Genomic DNA, 17,622 nt, shown 5'->3' with positions numbered 1-17,622 from the left:
AGGCAAGTGGTTGGAGCACTATCCCACCATCCACTCCCCAATAATACAAAAAAGCACCTCATTGAGGTGCTTTTCTTAACATTAGTTGTCTATTATGCCGCCGGATTCAACTGCGACTTTTTTGGGCTATGAGTTCGCACTTCAGAAAAGTCATGACTAAAGTGGTCAACTTGAATCGCCTTGTAGCGCAATTTATCTGCAGCCATGATTTGATCAATTTCTTGCTCAGTTAACACGCCTGCTTCAAATGCTTGCTGCAAACGGTCATGCAGCAAACCTTTACGAGCCACTTTACCATCCTTCGCAGCCTTCATAAGTTTACGCTCCAAAGGTTTAATGTCGTACATTGCAAGGAATGCATTCTCCATTAAGCCTACGCTGTCATCCTCTGATTTTCCGATGTAGCACAGATGCGTGAGGCGATCACGTTGCGCGCCTGGCGTCATCATCGCTTCAGCCAAATTCACACACAGCTCATCACTTGGCTTATTGAAATGATTACCAAGCGGGAACAATAGCCCCTTAAGCACACCGCCAACGTATTTCACAGGGAAGTTGGTGTAAGCCTCATTTAATGACTTAGAAGCGTTATACAAACAGTGTTGAACAGCGTAATGAACGAAGTCTAGATCGCCTTGTTGACGGCCTTCATCTTCATACTTTTTCAAGGCAGCAGATGCCATGTATAGATAGCTTAATCCATCACCCAAACGTGCGGAGATCATTTCTTTACGCTTCAAGTCTCCACCTAAGGTTAACATCGCAAGGTCTGCACTTACTGCAAGTGCACGACTGAGACGAGTAATGTCTTTGTAGTATTGCTGCGTTGGGCCACTCATGTGCGCGTTAACAAATCGAGAACCAGTTAGTGCTGCACCAAATGCACCGAATGTATTACCGAGCGCGTGCTTGATGTGTTTAAAGAGTAAGTTGTCAAATTCTTTCGCACCTTGTTCAGAATCTGGATTCGCCGCTGCTTCCATTTCTTTTAGAACATATGGGTGACATCGAGTCGCACCTTGACCAAAAATCATCAGGTTACGAGTCAGAATATTCGCGCCTTCAACGGTGATAGCAACCGGGATACCAAGGTAATGTTTAGCAAGATAGTTCATTGGGCCATCTTGAATCGCACGACCCGCATGGATATCAAACGAATCATTTAGAATGGTACGCGCGATTTCCGTCATGTGGTACTTGGCAATCGCGGTTACAATCCCAGGTTTTTCTTTCATATCGAGAGAAGTCGTCGTTAGCGTACGCGTCGCTTCTAGTAGGTAAGTAAGACCACCAATGCGCCCCATTGCTTCTGCAACACCTTCAAACTTACCGATCGACATTCCAAACTGTTTACGCACGTAAGCATAAGCACCTGTTGTACGTGTAGTAAGGTGACCAATCGCTGTGCCAAGCGCTGGAAGAGAGATACCACGACCAGCAGAAAGACACTCAACCAGCATACGCCAACCTTTACCTGCGTAATCAGCGCCACCGATCAACCAGTCCATAGGGATGAAGACATCTTCACCACGAGTTGGGCCATTCATGAACGCAGACCCCAGAGGATCATGGCGCTCGCCTATCTCGACACCTTCATGGTCAGCGGGAATCAACGCACATGTAATGCCAACCTCTTTCTTGTCACCAAGTAGCCCTTCAGGATCCTGCAGTTTAAACGCTAACCCGAGCACTGTCGCAACTGGCGCAAGCGTGATGTAGCGTTTATTCCAACTAACTCGCACGCCAAGCACTTCTTTGCCTTCATGGGTGCCGTAACAAACCACGCCTTGATCAGGTATGCCACCTGCATCAGAACCCGCTTCAGGGCCAGTTAGGGCGAAACAAGGGATGTCTGTACCATCAGCTAAACGAGGCAACCAGTAATCTTTTTGCTCTTGCGTACCATAGTGCGATAGCAGCTCACCAGGGCCAAGAGAGTTCGGTACCATTACCGATACCGCGGTACTGATACTTCGAGTCGCAATACGAGAAACAATGGTTGAGTTCGCCAAAGCGGAAAATTCACGACCACCATATGCTTTCGAGATGATCAAAGAGAAAAATCGCTCTTTACGTAGGTACTCCCATACTTCAGGCGGTAAATCCCTGTCTTCTTTGACAATCTTCTGGTCATCAAGCATTTCTAGCAGGGTCTCAAGCTCATTATCCATAAATGACTGCTCTTCTGCCGTCAGTGTAGGCGTTGGATAATGATGTAATGTTGTGAAGTTTGGCTTGCCTGAGAATAGTTCGGCATCCCACCATACACTGCCCGCTTCCATCGCCTCTTTCTCGGTGCTAGACAGAGGTGGCAATACTTTTTTGAACACTTTAAAAGCCGGGTCACTAATCCATTTTCTTCGTAGAGAGCTCATAGTTCAGATCCTTTTGTTCACGTAACCGCTCGGGGTATAATCTTATTATTGGTTTAACTTTCTTATTTGTCTTATGCCAACTGCTTTGCTGACATTCCTGCTGACAAATATGGAATCAGTAAATCGACGACAGATTTCACATCGACTTCCTTTTCAAACTTACTTTCTGCCAGCTCCGAAAGAGCTTGGCTTGAAGCCATCGTAAATACACAGGTTCCTAACGTGAAGTGCAGTCGCCAAAACAACTGTTCTTCACATAGTTCCGGGTTCGCCTTCATTATCGAGAAAGTGAAAAGGTTCAGTACCTCTTCGTATCTGGTGGTAATGAACCAGCGTAGATGACCTTGAACGTCTGTATAACCGCGGCCAATTAACAACATAAATAGCGCAGTACCATTTGGGCGTACATCATTTAATGTACGTAAAGGTAATCGCAATGACTCAAAGACATCGTCCATGTTGTAGCTATCGCGCGTGTTTAACTCAATTAATGAAGTCTTAATGCTCGGCATTAGTGCTTCTAAATACCTATCTAAAACCGCTCTAACCAGCGTTTTTTTATCGCCAAAGTGATAGTTTACCGATGCTAGGTTAACGTTAGCTTTACCTGTTATCGTTCTTAGCGAAGTATCATTAAAGCCATGTTCAGCAAAGAGTCCTTCTGCGACATCGAGTATTTTTTCTTTTGTTGATGTTCTCGGGGCCATTTTAATCACTCGTATTAAACAACTGTTTGAAAATATACTCCCGAAACTTCAGATTAACAAATGATTAACATCACACTTTAACCAATTGGTCTGACCAGACAATAAAAGGTGTGATCTAATCTTTTGAAATTCAATCGAATACTCCAGTGAAGCTTGTCAGAAGAAAACGATCAAATTTCTCAGTCCATCGCAATTGAAACGCTAACAATAGCCTTGGCGGCTCGGAGTGAGCGACGAGAGAATGAAATACATCTTCGGTTCTAGGGGAGATAAAATGAGAAACACAGAAGTTAGTAACTTCGCCAAGTTGGTAATCCATCTCGATTTTTCTATTACTTTCGGGTGTGTAAGAAGCTAGAAAGCATTAAGTAGAAATTTTTTGAAAAAAAAATGGAACTGTTTGGAAAAGGCTCGGTCTGAATATACGTAACAGTTAGGGCATTTGAAGTTTCACTGGCCGTCAAACTTGTTTCCATCTAATTGTTACGTTGCTGCTTTTTTCTTATTAACTCCTATGTTTGTATCCGCCCAGTCAAATTTTCGGCTGGGCTTTTTTTCGCCTGTAGATTTACCAAGCGCCTCTTTCGATGATTTGCCCCAACTCCATAAGCTAGACCTTAGTTGGTCACAAAAGTAACCAGCCTGAAGTGGTTGATGTGCCGATCTGCAGACATAAAAAAGCCTCCCGAATGGGAGGCTTTACTAAACAGTGTGTATCTTACGCTTGCGCTTTCTTAGGCAAAGAAAAGTGCAGTAACGCGTAGCCAAGTAACGCGGCTGTCGTCGAGCCCATTAAGATACCTAGTCGAGCATAGGTATCAAACTCAGGGCTTACATTTCCAAACGCTAAAGAGGAAATGAATATAGACATTGTAAAACCGATACCACACAACACAGATACCGCAAAGATATGCTTGAAGTTAATGCCTTCCGGTAGCTTAGCTACACCCATTTTCACAGCAGCCCAACTAAAGGTGAAGATACCTAGAGGCTTACCAACCAGTAGCCCCAAAGCAATACCTAATGGCAGCATTGAAGTTAGGCCTGACATCGATACGCCTTCTAGCGAAATCCCCGCATTTGCAAATGCGAATAGAGGTAAGATACCAAATGCCACGTATGGATGAAGTGCATGCTCCATGTGCTTAAGTGGGGAATGTTCGCCCTGTTTACCCTTAAGAGGAATAGCAAAGCCGATCACTACGCCTGCAAGTGTTGCGTGAACACCAGATTTAAGTACCGCAAACCATAAGATCGCGCCGACTATCATGTATGGCGTCAGTTTCGTTACTTCCTTCGCATTCAACATGAACAGGACACCAGTCATGATGAAGCCAACAAGCAGCGCCATGCTAGAAAGATCACCTGTGTAAAACAGTGCAATAATAACAACCACGCCTAAATCGTCGATGATAGCGAGAGCTAACAAAAACACTTTAAGGCTTACTGGTACGCGCTTACCTAGTAGCGCCATGATACCTAGAGCAAATGCAATATCCGTCGCAGCTGGAATGGCCCAGCCAGAAACCGCCTCTGGCTCGTTAGCATTAAACGCAACGTAAATAAGAGCAGGGGCTAACATACCACCAACCGCTGCAATCGCAGGGAAAATTGCGGTTTCTTTTGATTTTAGCGCTCCTTCAAGTAGCTCTCGCTTCACTTCAAGGCCAATAAGTAAGAAAAAAACAGCCATTAGGCCATCATTAATCCAGTGAGAAACTGACATACCGAATACATAAGTATGCAGTACAGATTGATAAGTTTCGCCCAGCGGTGAGTTAGCAATGGTCATCGCAATTGCCGCTGCAATTACAAGAAGAATACCACCTGCTGATTCCATTTTGAAAAAGTCACGAATGACATCGTTCATGGTTTCGTCCTTATATTTATTATCTTAATAAACGATTAACAAAGAGTGATAAGAGTGTATAGCTGTCGAAAACTTTAGAATAATCGCTTCTTCAGAGTATAAACTTCGGTTTTTTCGATGTTAAGTTTACTATACATCGTATTTTCCAACATGACACTCAATTTTGATCGGAGATCGTATTTGTACTTGTCGCACCAAATATTTATCAAGATGATGAGAAAATCAGCATAACACGGCTTGTACCATCATGATAACCCCGTACTTTTGAGAAAAAGCCAGGAAGCTTCGCGCACTAAAAAACCACCCGCAGGGGGTGGTTTTCTTCACAACTCAATAGCCTGTCAGCTGCATAAAGCCCCAAGCTTCATTGGAGCCGGAAGCTAAAGTAGGCCCTTCCCAGTAAGGTATTACAAAGGATAGCCACATATCTGACTTGATAATGCGGGTAGTCAAGTTAATTTGATGCTTCGGAATATTGATAATCCACTGCAAAGGTAACCTTCTTCCATTGGATAAACTGGTCACTTGCATTGGCTCAATACTGATATCATCGTCTGAGAGGTTGATGACTTTACCTGAGCGTGTCGACAACGTGCCAAACACGTGCGGTGTTTGCCCATGGTGACGATAACGGCTAACAGTTAATGCTCGACCATCATCTAAATTGAAAACAAACCAATCCCAGCCTTGTTGCCCCTCACCAATTAAGCCGCTGCCCCACTCTTTTTGCGCCCAAGCAGAACCCGTCACTGAGAATCGCTTACCATTTAAGCTTAAGCTGCCTTTTACTTTTAAAAATGGAGCACTGAAGCTGAAAGAAGCAACAGATTGCAACGCATGTTTAACTTGGAAGCCTTTGTCTCCATTCACCACAAAGGGGCCGCTTGTCATGGTATTGAGCTCAAGTCCAAACGTATCAGTATTCACATTCAAGTTGCCCGGGAAAGGCGTCGCACCGAGTGATCGCCAAGTCCAATTATCAATCCATAACCTGAAAGGACGATTGATCATACCAGCTTGGCCTATCCCACCTCTAGCTACCCGTTGCTCTTTCCATACATGCGAGCCATGACTGACGACAACATGTGAAATGTACAATTGAGGGTTCTGCCAACCGCTGGTTTCTCGCTCGTCCGTCGCAACCCTGAAATAGCTCCATTGAACATTGTAGATCTTGCCTTGCTCATCTTTTAGTTTCGCAAAGTAGTGCCACCATTCATGCTGATACTCGGGATGAAAGCGAAAGTCTGAGGGTAAAGAGACATGCTCATTAGGTAGTACAGGCTCGAAAATCGTTTGATTTTCACGCGTTAAGATAGAATCAAGTTCGCCTTCTCGTGTTGCTGTCGCCTCTAACCAAAAAGTTGAGTAAAAAGCAGCCCCAGTCAGAAAAGCGAACGTAACAACAATGAGCGTTGAAACCAACAAGCGTTTTTTAGAGCCCATTTTTTTCATTACAACGCGTCCCTTAATGACTTCATCGGTGTACTTTTGATCATTCTAATAACTGGCAATGCGCCAGCAACCATGATGGCAAGCATCGCCCAAGCAATGGTTTGAGCATACTCCCATGGAATCGTTTGAAGCTCTAGAGACCAGCCAAATGATTGCTTAATGATAATATCAACGATCAAATGTGCGAGCGCCAAGCCGAGCGGCACTGCAATAATCGCAGAAATGGCTCCGAAGACGAATAGCTGCAAACCACCTAATACGACAAGTTCTTTTCCGGACACACCCATGCACCTTAATAAGGAAAAATGCCGCTGCCGTGAAAGTTCTCCAGCCAACGTCGCAAAGAATAAACCAAACACGGCAATAATCAGCGTGATATTGCCCAAGGTTCCTGCTATCGCAAAGGTATGATCAAACACTCTCATTGCTTGGCTATAAATATTACCGTTATCAAACACACGATCTTGCGGGAGACGGAATACATTCTCTAAGCGATTTTTCAGCCCTTCTCCATTGACGTTATCTTTTAATACTACGCCAAGACCAACATTACCCGTACCTGCAAATGCATACAGCCAATTCCGGTGCGACATCATCACCTGGTTATATGGGTTTCCATAATCGTAGTAAACGCCTACGACTTGCCAATCACCACCAAGCGGTTCTTGCAAGTTAATGAAATCGCCAGGGCGGATATCCAGCTTCAAGGCCATCGACTCACTGACCATTAAGCTCTTGGTAGCGTGCAGTTGATACCAGTAATTTGGGACACCTAACTTGACGGTAAGTGAGTCTAACTCACCTTCAGAAGAGCCCGTACTCACAACTTGCAGAGCACCATGCTCGGTCGGCATATCTTTTTCCCAGCGCCACCAAACCGAGTTCACCTCTGGCTGATTCTGGAGCCATGCGCTCATCCTAGCGGCTGAATTGTTGGTCGGATAGATGTACACATCAGCCGCTAATCGCTGATTTAGCCACTTATCGGTTGTATCTCGAAAGCTTCCGACCATTGTTTCTACACCAATGTTTGCCGCCAGCGCTAACATAAACGCCATCGTAGCCACACCGCGGTAGCTCATGCTGGCTGCTGCATCAGCAAAAAACCAACGGACACGAACCCATCGCATGGTATAAGAAAAACTTTGGAACATATGCCACATAATAAATGGCATAAACAACGCCACACTAACCAACATCAGCGCAATAATAGCAAAGCCGGTTTCTTGTGTTTTCGGCGCCTGATATACCGCTATTGCAGCGACACAAAACGCACATGCCGCAAGCGCCTGCCAAGAGAACTCTCTTCCAGCAAATCGCATTAGCGACAGTCGAGAAGAAAGGCGGATTGGTTGTGACTTCAACAAACGGATTAATGGCCACAGACACGATATCAACGCACCCATCGCTGCCATGATTAGACTGTATAAGCTAGATTGCCATGACCATCCTATGGTTAAGCCTACGTTGGCATCATACAAATCACTCAGGCTCGAAGACACTGCTGGGATAAGTTCATTTGCTAAGATCAAGCCAAAAAAGTTACCACACGCCCACGCAATAAAGACGAGCAAAGACAACTCTAGTAATAAAGCTTGCGCTAACTGTGTTCCGTTAACACCAGTCTGTCTCAAAATACCTACCAAACGTTGTCGCTGGATGAAAGACAGAGACATCGCTTGATAAAAAATAAACAACCCGACCAAAAACGACAGCATTCCCATCGCGGTGAGATTCATATGGAATGCGTTAGTTAGCGACTCAAGCTCTGTACGCGTATTCCTAACGAGCGTCATTCCGTTTGGCAGCATGTTTTTCAGTGCTATTAGCTTTTCCTCTGGCATTTCACCACAAGAAATCGCAGACAAACCTGAGCTCCGCTTGAGCATACGCAACAACGATATATCAGTAACCAGCCGAGTACCCGAAAGCATCTTGTCCTTATCTACTTGAATAGGCCCAAGACGGCTTCCATCATTCATCTCAATGAAATCCCCATCCTTCCAACTCATGTAAGCGGCCAAATCTTGACTAACAAGAATAGGATAAGGAGGCTTCATTAGTGATAAAACAGGCATCTCACCTAGCGATTTTCCTTGTTGTAGTGGGATCATCGCGACAGGATCTATCCCCACCAACATCAGGCTCATATCGGTCTTGGCATCTAGATGAAGCACGTCAAACGGTGCACATTGGTTGAACCCAGCTCGACGTAACTGAATATAGAAACCTTGAGGAATTTTATTGGCAGAGTGCTTCGTTCGGATTCGGTATGGCAAAGGATTGGAGAAAAGTTTTTCCCCAGTTGCATAACTTTGTTTTGCATGCTGGTTGATAGAAGTAACACCAACAAGGAGGGACACGCCTAAAGTTAATCCCAGCCAGACAAGAATAATTTGTAGAGGGTAACGACGGTAATGACCGAGTAGTGCCTTAACTACGGGCCATAACATGTAGCTGCCCTCCTTGAAGTCGAATCTTTCCTTCCATATGGGCGGCCACTTTTTCACTGTGCGTCACTAACAGCAAAGTACACTCCAATTGGCGAGCGAGACTCGTTAATAAGCGCATTACTGCTTCTGCGTTTCGCTCGTCTAGGCTACCAGTTGGCTCATCAGCAAGCAGGATTTTGGGTTCCATATAAAGGGCGCGAGCAATCGCCGCACGTTGTTGCTGACCACCAGACGCCTCTTCCGGATAACGTCCTAGCAATGGCATTAAGTCCAAAGCAGAAAGAATTTGACGCCACAACTCTTTATCTTCCGGCAGACCTTTTAACTGACGACAAAAACGAATATTGTCGGCAATATTAAGTGTAGGAAGCAGGTTGAATTGTTGGAAGATATTACCAATATTGTTGCGGCGATAAAGGGTTCTTAAATGCTCCGGTGCTTCATGCATAGCAAAATTTGGAAACTGCACTTCACCAGAATCAGCAGTATCTAATCCGGCGATTAAATTCAGCAGAGTACTTTTACCCGAACCACTTTCTCCCATCAGAGCGACTTGGTCACCTTGCTGCAATGTTAATTCTGCCCCTTGTAATACAGGGTGAAACTCTCCCCCGTCTACATAGCCTTTACATAGGTCTGACAGTTTTAACATTGATTATGCCGCTCGGATGGTGTTTAAAAATTGGGATCAGAATCTACACTAAAATCCTGTTAGTAGAAAGTATTTTGAATGCTTGATCACACTATGGAAGTACAAATGCAACTCGATTCACTTTCTGTTGCTAATTTTGTTGACGTTTTGAGCAGATTTTTGCAGCCAAAATAAACTCTGTTCCTCCTTACTGGCCAATCAGGTTTTTCATCCATTTTCGGCTAACCATTCTTGGCAAGCAAATCGCCCACTTCACAACTTCTTCCGTCAAAAAGAGTAAGTAAACCCATTGTGGGTCCCAATTGAGATAAATCGCTGCAAATGCTGCGAGTGGAATCCCGATCACCCACTGCGCCAAGATGTCTTGATACAAACAAAACTTAACATCACCGCCCGCACGTAATACACCAACAATCGCCATCATCGGCACCGAGCGTAGCACGACACCCAACGCAAGAATCACCATAAACTGTTCAGCTAGCTCGCGAGTGTCTGTTGTCAGTGCACTAAACGCATTAAGGATCCATTGATTTGACACTACCAACAAGACGGCGACCACAAATGCGATAAGCACATTCAAAATGACCGTAGCCCATGCTTGATAATAAACGGGTTCAAAATTACGAGCGCCGAGCTGGTTCCCGACTAGAACTGCAGCCGCATTCGATAAGCCAATCATCATCGCCAATGCGATCGACTCAACAGGTGTCATTACGGAAAGTGCCGCCAAACCTTGTACGCCTGCTTGCCCCATGATGGCGTGATAAGCAAACAGCCCACCAGCCCACGCCAAGAAGTTAAATGTGGTTGGCAAAGAGAGGCTCAAGAAGCGCGTAATTTTATCTAAGACCAATCCTGCGCGTATATCATCCCAACCAAATGCGATTATGTGTTTTTTCAACCATAGATAACCAAACAGGCAACCTACTTCGATCGCGCCACTGATTACCGTTGCGATCGCTGCTCCCGTAATACCCAGAGCAGGAAAGCCTAATTGACCAAAAATTAAAACCCAGTTAAGAAACACATTAGATAAAATGCCTATACCACTAAAAAAAGTGCTTAAGCCTGGTTGGTGCATCGCCCTTAGGCCCACCGACATACTGGCCACACATGCAACAGCAAACATGCTAACCGACGAAATAATGAGATAGCTGGCCCCTAATTCAATCACTTCTTGTGAATCGGTAGTCAAACTCATGATGGGCTGTGGAAAAACAACAAACAAAGCAATAGCAATCGCAGCAAACATAATTGCGATCATCCATGTTAAAGCGGTACTGCGACGCACCCCAACTTTATCGCCAGCCCCCCAATATTGAGCGGTTAACAACGCACCGCCCGTTGTCACCCCAACTAACATAATGGTGGTGACGAAAGTCGCGCGCGCAGCAACTCCAACAGCGGCAATTTCAGCTTCACCAAGTTGACCAAGCATAAGAACATCGACGAGGCTTCGGCTAGAAAACATCATGCTTTGCAGTGTAATTGGTAACGCGATTGCAAATAAACGACGTAAGAATGCTTTATCTGCGTGTATTGAGAGTTGAGAAAGAAAAGTCACAAGCGCTCCAACGACAACTTATTGATAGAATGGGGAAAGTGTCTCATGATTATACTCTGTGGTGTTTATTCCACCAACGATAAAAGGACAGATAATGAAAAAGGTGTTGGTACTAGGCGCCTCGGGTTACATTGGCTCTCAACTTCTTCCGTTACTTTTAGATAAAGGTTACGCCGTCACAGCAGCGGCGCGACATATTGATTATTTAGAGTCAAGAACTCAGCCTCACCCTAATTTAACGTTAAGGTATCTCGACTTGGCTGACGCAGAGACCACGAAGGCTGTAGTGAGCGATTTTGATTTAGTATTTTTTCTCGTGCACGGGATGGCTCAAGGTGATGACTTTGTTGAGTACGAACTAAACCTTGCTTTGAACTTCAAATATGCGTTGGAACAAAGCTCCGTCGAGCATGTTATCTATTTGAGTGCCATTCAACCTCAAACCGGAAACTCTCGCCATTTAGCCGCTCGTAAAGCCACGGGAAAAATAATTCGACAGTCTGGTGTTCCAGTAACTGAATTGCGTGCTGGCGTTATCATCGGCCCCGGCTCTGCCGCTTTCGAAATCATGCGTGACTTTGTCTACAACTTACCTATTTTGATCGCGCCTAAATGGGTCGACTCAAAAGCGAACCCTATTGCCTTGCCCAATCTCAACCACTATTTATTGAAGTTAGCAGAAGCCCCCTCTCCAGAAGAAAGTCACATTTATGAAGTTGGTGGGCCAGATACACTTAGCTACCGCGAACAGTTCAAAGTCATTTGCCGAATCACGAACAAGCCGTATCGGTTGTGGTCGACCCCGCTACTTACTCCGAAAATGGCATCGTACTGGCTAGGTTTAGTTACCTCAGTGCCAACTAGTATCGGTAAAGCATTACTTGCGGGCTTAGAGCACGACTACATTGCAGACTCCAAAGCGATTGAAGAAAGATTTCCTCAAACGCTGATCAGCTACGAGCAAGCGGTAACTGATACCATTCAAGATGAAGGCACATTTGTACGCAGTAATGTCTGGGGGTTTGAACCCGCAGCGCTTCGTCGATGGCAACCAGGATATGGCTATTACCCAAAACAAGCTGGAGCGAGCATTAAAACTCAAGCCTCCGCTGCGGCATTATGGAAAGTGGCGCAAAAGATCGGGAGTCGCGAAAAAGGTTATTACTTTGCCAACATCTTGTGGCGTACACGTGAATGGCTCGATATCTTTTTTGGTGGCGGAAAACCGATTCGCGTTTCTCCTCCTGGACCAGATCTCAAAGTCGGTGATTTTATTGACTCTTGGAAAGTGATTCGCTGCGATAATAATCAGTTTCTTTCACTGTTTTTTGGTATGAAAGGCCCAGGCCTTGGGCGTTTAGAAATTACCATCAAAGATCTCGGTGACGAACGAGAGCTGGATATTACCGCCTGGTGGCACCCGCAAGGGTTTCTTGGGCTGCTTTATTGGTTTGCAATGATGCCAGCCCATCTCTTCATATTTAAAGGCATGGTCAAAGCCATCGCGAAAGAAGCAAACCGTTTAGAAAACAAAAAGCCCCAATAACAGGGGCTTCTAAACACTCAAAATGTCACTTTAGTCAGCTTTGAACGAGAGTGGAATTTCGGCTAACTGGTTGCCTTCGTTTGCTGGAAAAATAAGGTACTCGCCATGGTATTTCACCATCGATTTGTAGTCTGTTACCTTATGAACCATAAAGCCCGCTTGCGCTGCTTTCTCAACAAACTCAGCATGATTGCCACGCACAAACCAACTCATTGGCTTGACGAGCAACTCGCCATCAAAACAGCTTTCGCATTGGTCTGCACATAACGCTAAAGAGTTTTGACCTTCAGTGAAGATTTGTACTTTGCCGCACCCAATCAGTTGCTCAGACGTCGAGACTTCCCAGCCTGCTTGCTCCATCAAATCAAGAAAAGACTCAATATCTGAATCTTTGAACACTTTGGAGTCTTCACCTTCAGGGAAGAATTGCGCATAAAAAGCAGAAATACGTTTAAAGATAAACAACAAACCAGCATCGTTCCCCTTTGAGCGACCTGCTTTTTGCCAACGCGTTAAGTCATCGCCTACCGTACGTCCGAAACGTTGTGATTTTAGCGCCTTTGTTACCCAACGCACTAAATAATGGTTATTCGCAACAGGGGCATTGGCTAACTTACCTGAGCGATGCTCTTGATCTAACTCTTCAAGTGCTGAGTTAACCAAGTTTTGAATTTCTTTGGTGTAATTCGACATTACGCCTTTCTTCCTAAAGTCCAATAAAACAGTGCTGAAAGCACAGAACAAGCAAACATCACGATGATCATCGGCCAAGCAACATTCCCGGGCAGTGATGCCACCAGCGCACCAACCAATGAACCGATACCGAATCTTAATGTCCCCGCTAGAGACGACGCCGTACCCGCCATTGATGGGTAACCACTTAAAAGCAGCGCCATCGCGTTACTACCTATCGTCGACAATGTACCGATAAACAGCACAACAAAAGGCACAATGCCCCATAATCCGAAGTCCATTAACCAACTTACGAATAAACCAATCCCCGCCAAAAGTTGCACGAACAACCCAAAACGAAGCATGGCATGGGAACCAACTTTCTTCACCAAGCGACCATTAATACTGGTCATGATGATCATCGCCACAATGTTCAAACCAAATAGGTAACCAAAGTGGTCTGGTCGAACACCATATAAATCAATATAAACAAACGAACCCGCCGTCAAAAATGCAAACATTCCGGAAAATGAAAACGCACCTGAGAGCATCAAACCGATCGCTTCAGGATTGGAGCATAATCTGGCGTAGTTTCTCAGCGTCGTGCGGAAACGAAGAGGCTGACGATTTTCAGGCTGTAACGTTTCAGGGATTTTCCAAAGTACGAGAAAAATCACAACTACAGCGAAAATAGCTAATACCCAAAAAATGGAACGCCAACCAAACCAAATCGCGAGATGACCACCGATCATCGGTGCCACCAACGGCGCAATAGTAATGACCAGAGTAACGAAGGACATTGCGCGTGCAAAGTCTTCACGGTCAAACATGTCACGCACGACAGCTTGGATAATGACCGCCGCTGCCGCGCCAGCAAAACCTTGTGCCGTACGTACATAGGTCAGCGCATCAATGCCATTTGTTGTCGCACTCACAACAGCAGCCAAGCCGAAGAAAAGTACGCCTAAAATCAACACAGGTCTGCGACCAAAGCTATCGGCAAGCGGCCCGTGAATTAACTGGCCGATCGCAAAACCCGCGGTATAAGCCGTCAACGTAATCTGAACCGCGCCAGGCGCGACCCCCAAATCTTTCGCAATTGTCGGCATCGCAGGCAAATACATATCGATCGCCAAAGGCGTCAAAGCACCAATCGCTCCTAGTACCAGAAACAATAGAAAACTGATTTGGGATTGCGGAGCACTTTGAGCTTTTTCTGTCATTCTTTTACCTCTTGTTGGAGCCCTACCGTCAATACTTGCAGAACAAAGTGAAAATAACGGAAGTTCTCATATCGCTGAATGTAGAAGCCAAAAACCTGTTCTATCCAACGTTCGAGAATCATAAGGGCAAATATGTACCAAGGTGTGACCTTGACGAACTCGACATAGAAAAGCATGTGAAAGCGAAATGTGTTTATGGGAAACAAACACAATGCAGTAAAAATGATGGCGTTGACACCATCATTCCATTCACCGTAGCCGAAGGCTTTGCAATAAGAGTATGCATGCATCAGCTAAATGCAAAGGCATATCACTGAGATGAGTAAGCACACCGGAATTGTCTAGGCACTAATTTTGGTAGGAAAATTTATTTTGAGCCAATTCCTACCAAAAGACTAGTTCCTATTAGGAACTAAAGAATTTCCCATGCTGACAATTAATTCCAAATAGAATCAATTTCTTCTTGCGTGAGGTAGCGATAATCACCTGGTTCTAGTGCCTCATCAAGTTCGATAGAACCAATACGCTCACGATGTAAGTACTCAACTTTATTTCCTAACGCCGCGAACATACGTTTCACTTGGTGATACTTACCTTCCACGATAGTTAACAATACTTCATTCTCGGCCTCGTTCACGATTTCCAAACGAGCGGGCAATGTTGCTTCTGATTCATTGCGCAAAATGATGCCTTGTTCGAGCTTTTCCGCGTAATCTGGCTGAATAGCATCGACGAGCCAAACACGGTACGTTTTCTCACACTTATGCTTAGGTGAGGTAATACGGTGAGACCACTTACCATCATCCGTAATCAACACTAAACCAGTTGTGTCGACATCTAATCGGCCCGCAAAGTGAAGGTTTTCAATTTTAGGCTCATCAAGCAATGCGAATGCAGTTTGGTTGTAGCCATCTTCATGTGAACAAACAAAGTCAGCAGGCTTATACAACATAATGTAACGAGGACCAGGAGCACCAATAACACGGTCTTCCCACATCACTTCCGCACCTTTAGGTACTTTAAATGCACCACTTTTTTGAACCTCACCGTCAACGGTGATGTCTCCACTTTTGATGATCTTTGTTGCCTGTTTGCGTGTTGCACCCAGAGCGTCACACAAATATTTATCTAAACGCATGAATACCTCATTGAATTATACCCAAGTGATCTCTAAATCTTGGTTTAAAGGTCACTTGGGTATAAAAGTCAGGTATTATAGCGTTCCTCGTTCGAATAGTTGAGCAATTTCACATATTTTCATGTACACACTTCGTCCTTATCAAGCCGACTCGGTTAAAGCCGTTATTCATTACTTTCGTAAACACTCGACACCAGCAGTGATCGTGCTGCCAACCGGTGCAGGAAAAAGCTTGGTGATCGCAGAACTTGCTCGCCTTGCGAAAGGACGAGTGTTAGTCCTCGCCCACGTAAAAGAACTGGTCGAGCAAAACCACGCGAAGTATGAAGGTTATGGTTTAAAAGGTTCTATCTTCTCAGCAGGATTGGGACGAAAAGAAACTGACCAGCAAGTCGTGTTTGCTTCGGTTCAATCGGTCGTACGTAACTTAGATTCGTTCAAAAACCAGTTTTCTCTGCTCGTTATTGATGAGTGCCATCGTGTGCCAGATGACAAAAACAGCAGCTACCAAAAAGTTATTACTCACTTACGAGAACTGAACCCTGGCATTAAGGTGCTGGGACTAACTGCAACGCCCTATCGTTTAGGAATGGGCTGGATTTATCAGTATCACACCCGAGGTCAAGTGCGAACCGAAGAGCCTCGATTCTTCCGCGATTGTATTTTCGAACTGCCGATCCGTTACTTGCTCGACGAAAACTTCCTCACTCCAGCCCGCATGATGGATGCCCCCGTTTTGTCTTACGACTTCTCTCAGCTGAAGCCCGCTAACACCGGACGCTACAAAGAAGCAGAAATGGACATGGTGATCGATAAAGCCAAACGTGCGACTCCACAAATTGTTGAGCAAATCATGCAATATGCGAAAGAGCGTCAAGGTGTCATGATCTTCGCTGCAACTGTTCGACACGCACAGGAGATACACAGTTTATTGCCAGAAGGCGAAACTGAAATCGTCATTGGTGATACACCTACGCCGGAGCGCGATGCGATCATCCAAGCGTTCAAGAATCGTCAAATAAAATACTTAGTCAATGTTTCGGTACTGACAACCGGGTTTGATGCGCCGCATGTCGATTTAATCGCGATTTTGCGACCAACAGAGTCAGTCAGTCTGTACCAACAGATAGTAGGACGAGGATTACGCTTATCAGACGGAAAATCAGAATGTTTAGTGCTTGATTACGCAGGCAACAGCTACGATTTATACCAACCTGAAGTCGGTGATCCTAAACCAGACTCTGACAGTGAAATTATCACGATTCCTTGCCCGGCTTGCGGATTCAATAACAACTTCTGGGGTAAGTTGGATAGTAACGGTTTCTTGGTTGAACATTTTGGCAGACGTTGCCAAGGTTACTTTGAAGATGAAGACACAGGCGAACGTGAACACTGTGGCTACCGTTTTCGTGCCAAATACTGCGGTGAATGTGGTGCGGACAACGATATCGCTGCACGAATTTGTCATGAGTGTGATGCGACGCTCGTAGACCCAGATAAAAAGCTAAAAGAAGCCCTTAATCTCAAAGATGCATTAATCTTTGAATGCACAGAAATGGACCTATCTGTATTTAAGTCCAGTGATGGTAAATCTCAGCTAAAGGTGACGTATTCTGGTGAACCATACCAAGGCGAAGGCAATGCGTTAGTTCATGAGTTTTGGACATTGAGTACCAAAAAACAAAAACAAACGTTTAAAGATCAGTTCGTACGCCCCCACTTAGCAGACAAGCATCGTCCTTTTGAAGAGGCTTCACCGACACGCGTTGTCGCTAATCAACATCGTTTCCGTTTGCCTCAGTTTGTTATTGCTAGAAAATCTGGTCGCTTTTGGAAGCTGCGAGATAAAATTTTTGAAGATGAGTTGAAATAACATCCACAACACATGGCAAAACTTAATTAGCTGATTCACTCTCTGTTCATCTATATCCGATATACTGCGGCTAACGCTCCAGAAAAGGTTTGAC

12 protein-coding genes are annotated in these 17,622 nt (G+C 44.9%); 2 read left to right on the top strand and 10 right to left on the bottom strand.

The genetic code is table 11. From position 1 onward, the window contains the following. Nucleotides 1–92: 92 nt before the first annotated feature. From MTF70_RS10870 to MTF70_RS10840, 7 genes are all read right to left on the bottom strand, one after another. On the bottom strand, nt 93–2,375 hold the full coding sequence (locus MTF70_RS10870) for an acyl-CoA dehydrogenase (RefSeq protein ID WP_205460907.1): 2,283 nt from the start codon (nt 2,373–2,375) through the stop codon (nt 93–95). Nucleotides 2,376–2,446: 71 nt separating this feature from the next. Next, nucleotides 2,447–3,082, bottom strand: coding sequence for a TetR/AcrR family transcriptional regulator (locus MTF70_RS10865; protein WP_005378033.1), 636 nt, complete (start codon nt 3,080–3,082; stop codon nt 2,447–2,449). Nucleotides 3,083–3,800: 718 nt separating this feature from the next. Further along, nucleotides 3,801–4,952: a Na+/H+ antiporter NhaA gene (nhaA, locus tag MTF70_RS10860; protein WP_248393972.1), complete on the bottom strand. Its 1,152-nt coding sequence runs from the start codon at nt 4,950–4,952 to the stop codon at nt 3,801–3,803. Between the two features lie 330 nt (nt 4,953–5,282). Beyond that, nucleotides 5,283–6,407, bottom strand: a complete 1,125-nt coding sequence (locus MTF70_RS10855; protein ID WP_205460906.1) for a lipocalin-like domain-containing protein — start codon at nt 6,405–6,407, stop codon at nt 5,283–5,285. After that, complete coding sequence (locus tag MTF70_RS10850) at nt 6,407–8,860, bottom strand: ABC transporter permease (protein ID WP_213896038.1); 2,454 nt, start codon at nt 8,858–8,860, stop codon at nt 6,407–6,409. The genes MTF70_RS10855 and MTF70_RS10850 overlap by 1 nt, the downstream gene beginning before the upstream one ends. Beyond that, nucleotides 8,841–9,512, bottom strand: coding sequence for an ABC transporter ATP-binding protein (locus MTF70_RS10845; protein ID WP_005378040.1), 672 nt, complete (start codon nt 9,510–9,512; stop codon nt 8,841–8,843). Before MTF70_RS10845 ends, MTF70_RS10850 begins: the two co-directional genes overlap by 20 nt. A gap of 187 nt (nt 9,513–9,699) precedes the next feature. Continuing rightward, nucleotides 9,700–11,076, bottom strand: a complete 1,377-nt coding sequence (locus tag MTF70_RS10840) for an MATE family efflux transporter (protein ID WP_132936581.1) — start codon at nt 11,074–11,076, stop codon at nt 9,700–9,702. 94 nt (nt 11,077–11,170) lie between these two features. Here MTF70_RS10840 and MTF70_RS10835 point away from each other — a divergent pair, with 94 nt between their 5' ends. Next, entirely contained in the window at nt 11,171–12,622 is a 1,452-nt protein-coding gene (locus MTF70_RS10835; protein WP_132936580.1) for a DUF2867 domain-containing protein, read from the top strand. Nucleotides 12,623–12,652: 30 nt separating this feature from the next. Here the strand turns inward: MTF70_RS10835 and MTF70_RS10830 are convergent, their stop codons facing one another. The 3 genes from MTF70_RS10830 to rsuA form a co-directional block, all read right to left on the bottom strand. Continuing rightward, nucleotides 12,653–13,315: a DUF2913 family protein gene (locus MTF70_RS10830; RefSeq protein WP_005378053.1), complete on the bottom strand. Its 663-nt coding sequence runs from the start codon at nt 13,313–13,315 to the stop codon at nt 12,653–12,655. Then, nucleotides 13,315–14,517: a Bcr/CflA family multidrug efflux MFS transporter gene (locus tag MTF70_RS10825; protein ID WP_017820848.1), complete on the bottom strand. Its 1,203-nt coding sequence runs from the start codon at nt 14,515–14,517 to the stop codon at nt 13,315–13,317. Before MTF70_RS10825 ends, MTF70_RS10830 begins: the two co-directional genes overlap by 1 nt. 436 nt (nt 14,518–14,953) lie before the next feature. Beyond that, a complete protein-coding gene (rsuA, locus tag MTF70_RS10820) occupies nt 14,954–15,655 on the bottom strand; it encodes a 16S rRNA pseudouridine(516) synthase RsuA (protein ID WP_005388670.1) in 702 nt (233 codons plus the stop codon). A gap of 121 nt (nt 15,656–15,776) precedes the next feature. Between rsuA and MTF70_RS10815 the strand changes: the two genes are divergently transcribed. Beyond that, nucleotides 15,777–17,528 (top strand): DEAD/DEAH box helicase, encoded by a 1,752-nt coding sequence (locus MTF70_RS10815; protein WP_054729964.1) that lies wholly within the window; start codon nt 15,777–15,779, stop codon nt 17,526–17,528. Nucleotides 17,529–17,622 lie beyond the last annotated feature (94 nt).

It is taken from the genome of Vibrio sp. 2CM40D, assembly GCF_023161825.1.
In the GTDB taxonomy this organism is placed as follows: Bacteria; Pseudomonadota; Gammaproteobacteria; order Enterobacterales; family Vibrionaceae; genus Vibrio; species Vibrio alginolyticus.
The sequence above is the reverse complement of the archived record's forward strand: the minus strand, read 5'-3'. Positions and strand labels throughout refer to the sequence as shown.

What these genes read in the sequence shown, in the direction of transcription:
- MTF70_RS10815 (WP_054729964.1), top strand. Translation starts at nt 15,777, where the DNA reads ATGTACACACTTCGTCCTTATCAAGCCGACTCGGTTAAAGCCGTTATT.
- MTF70_RS10870 (WP_205460907.1), bottom strand. Translation starts at nt 2,375, where the DNA reads ATGAGCTCTCTACGAAGAAAATGGATTAGTGACCCGGCTTTTAAAGTG.
- MTF70_RS10855 (WP_205460906.1), bottom strand. Translation starts at nt 6,407, where the DNA reads ATGAAAAAAATGGGCTCTAAAAAACGCTTGTTGGTTTCAACGCTCATT.
- MTF70_RS10835 (WP_132936580.1), top strand. Translation starts at nt 11,171, where the DNA reads ATGAAAAAGGTGTTGGTACTAGGCGCCTCGGGTTACATTGGCTCTCAA.
- nhaA (WP_248393972.1), bottom strand. Translation starts at nt 4,952, where the DNA reads ATGAACGATGTCATTCGTGACTTTTTCAAAATGGAATCAGCAGGTGGT.
- MTF70_RS10845 (WP_005378040.1), bottom strand. Translation starts at nt 9,512, where the DNA reads ATGTTAAAACTGTCAGACCTATGTAAAGGCTATGTAGACGGGGGAGAG.
- MTF70_RS10850 (WP_213896038.1), bottom strand. Translation starts at nt 8,860, where the DNA reads ATGTTATGGCCCGTAGTTAAGGCACTACTCGGTCATTACCGTCGTTAC.
- MTF70_RS10865 (WP_005378033.1), bottom strand. Translation starts at nt 3,082, where the DNA reads ATGGCCCCGAGAACATCAACAAAAGAAAAAATACTCGATGTCGCAGAA.
- MTF70_RS10825 (WP_017820848.1), bottom strand. Translation starts at nt 14,517, where the DNA reads ATGACAGAAAAAGCTCAAAGTGCTCCGCAATCCCAAATCAGTTTTCTA.
- rsuA (WP_005388670.1), bottom strand. Translation starts at nt 15,655, where the DNA reads ATGCGTTTAGATAAATATTTGTGTGACGCTCTGGGTGCAACACGCAAA.
- MTF70_RS10830 (WP_005378053.1), bottom strand. Translation starts at nt 13,315, where the DNA reads ATGTCGAATTACACCAAAGAAATTCAAAACTTGGTTAACTCAGCACTT.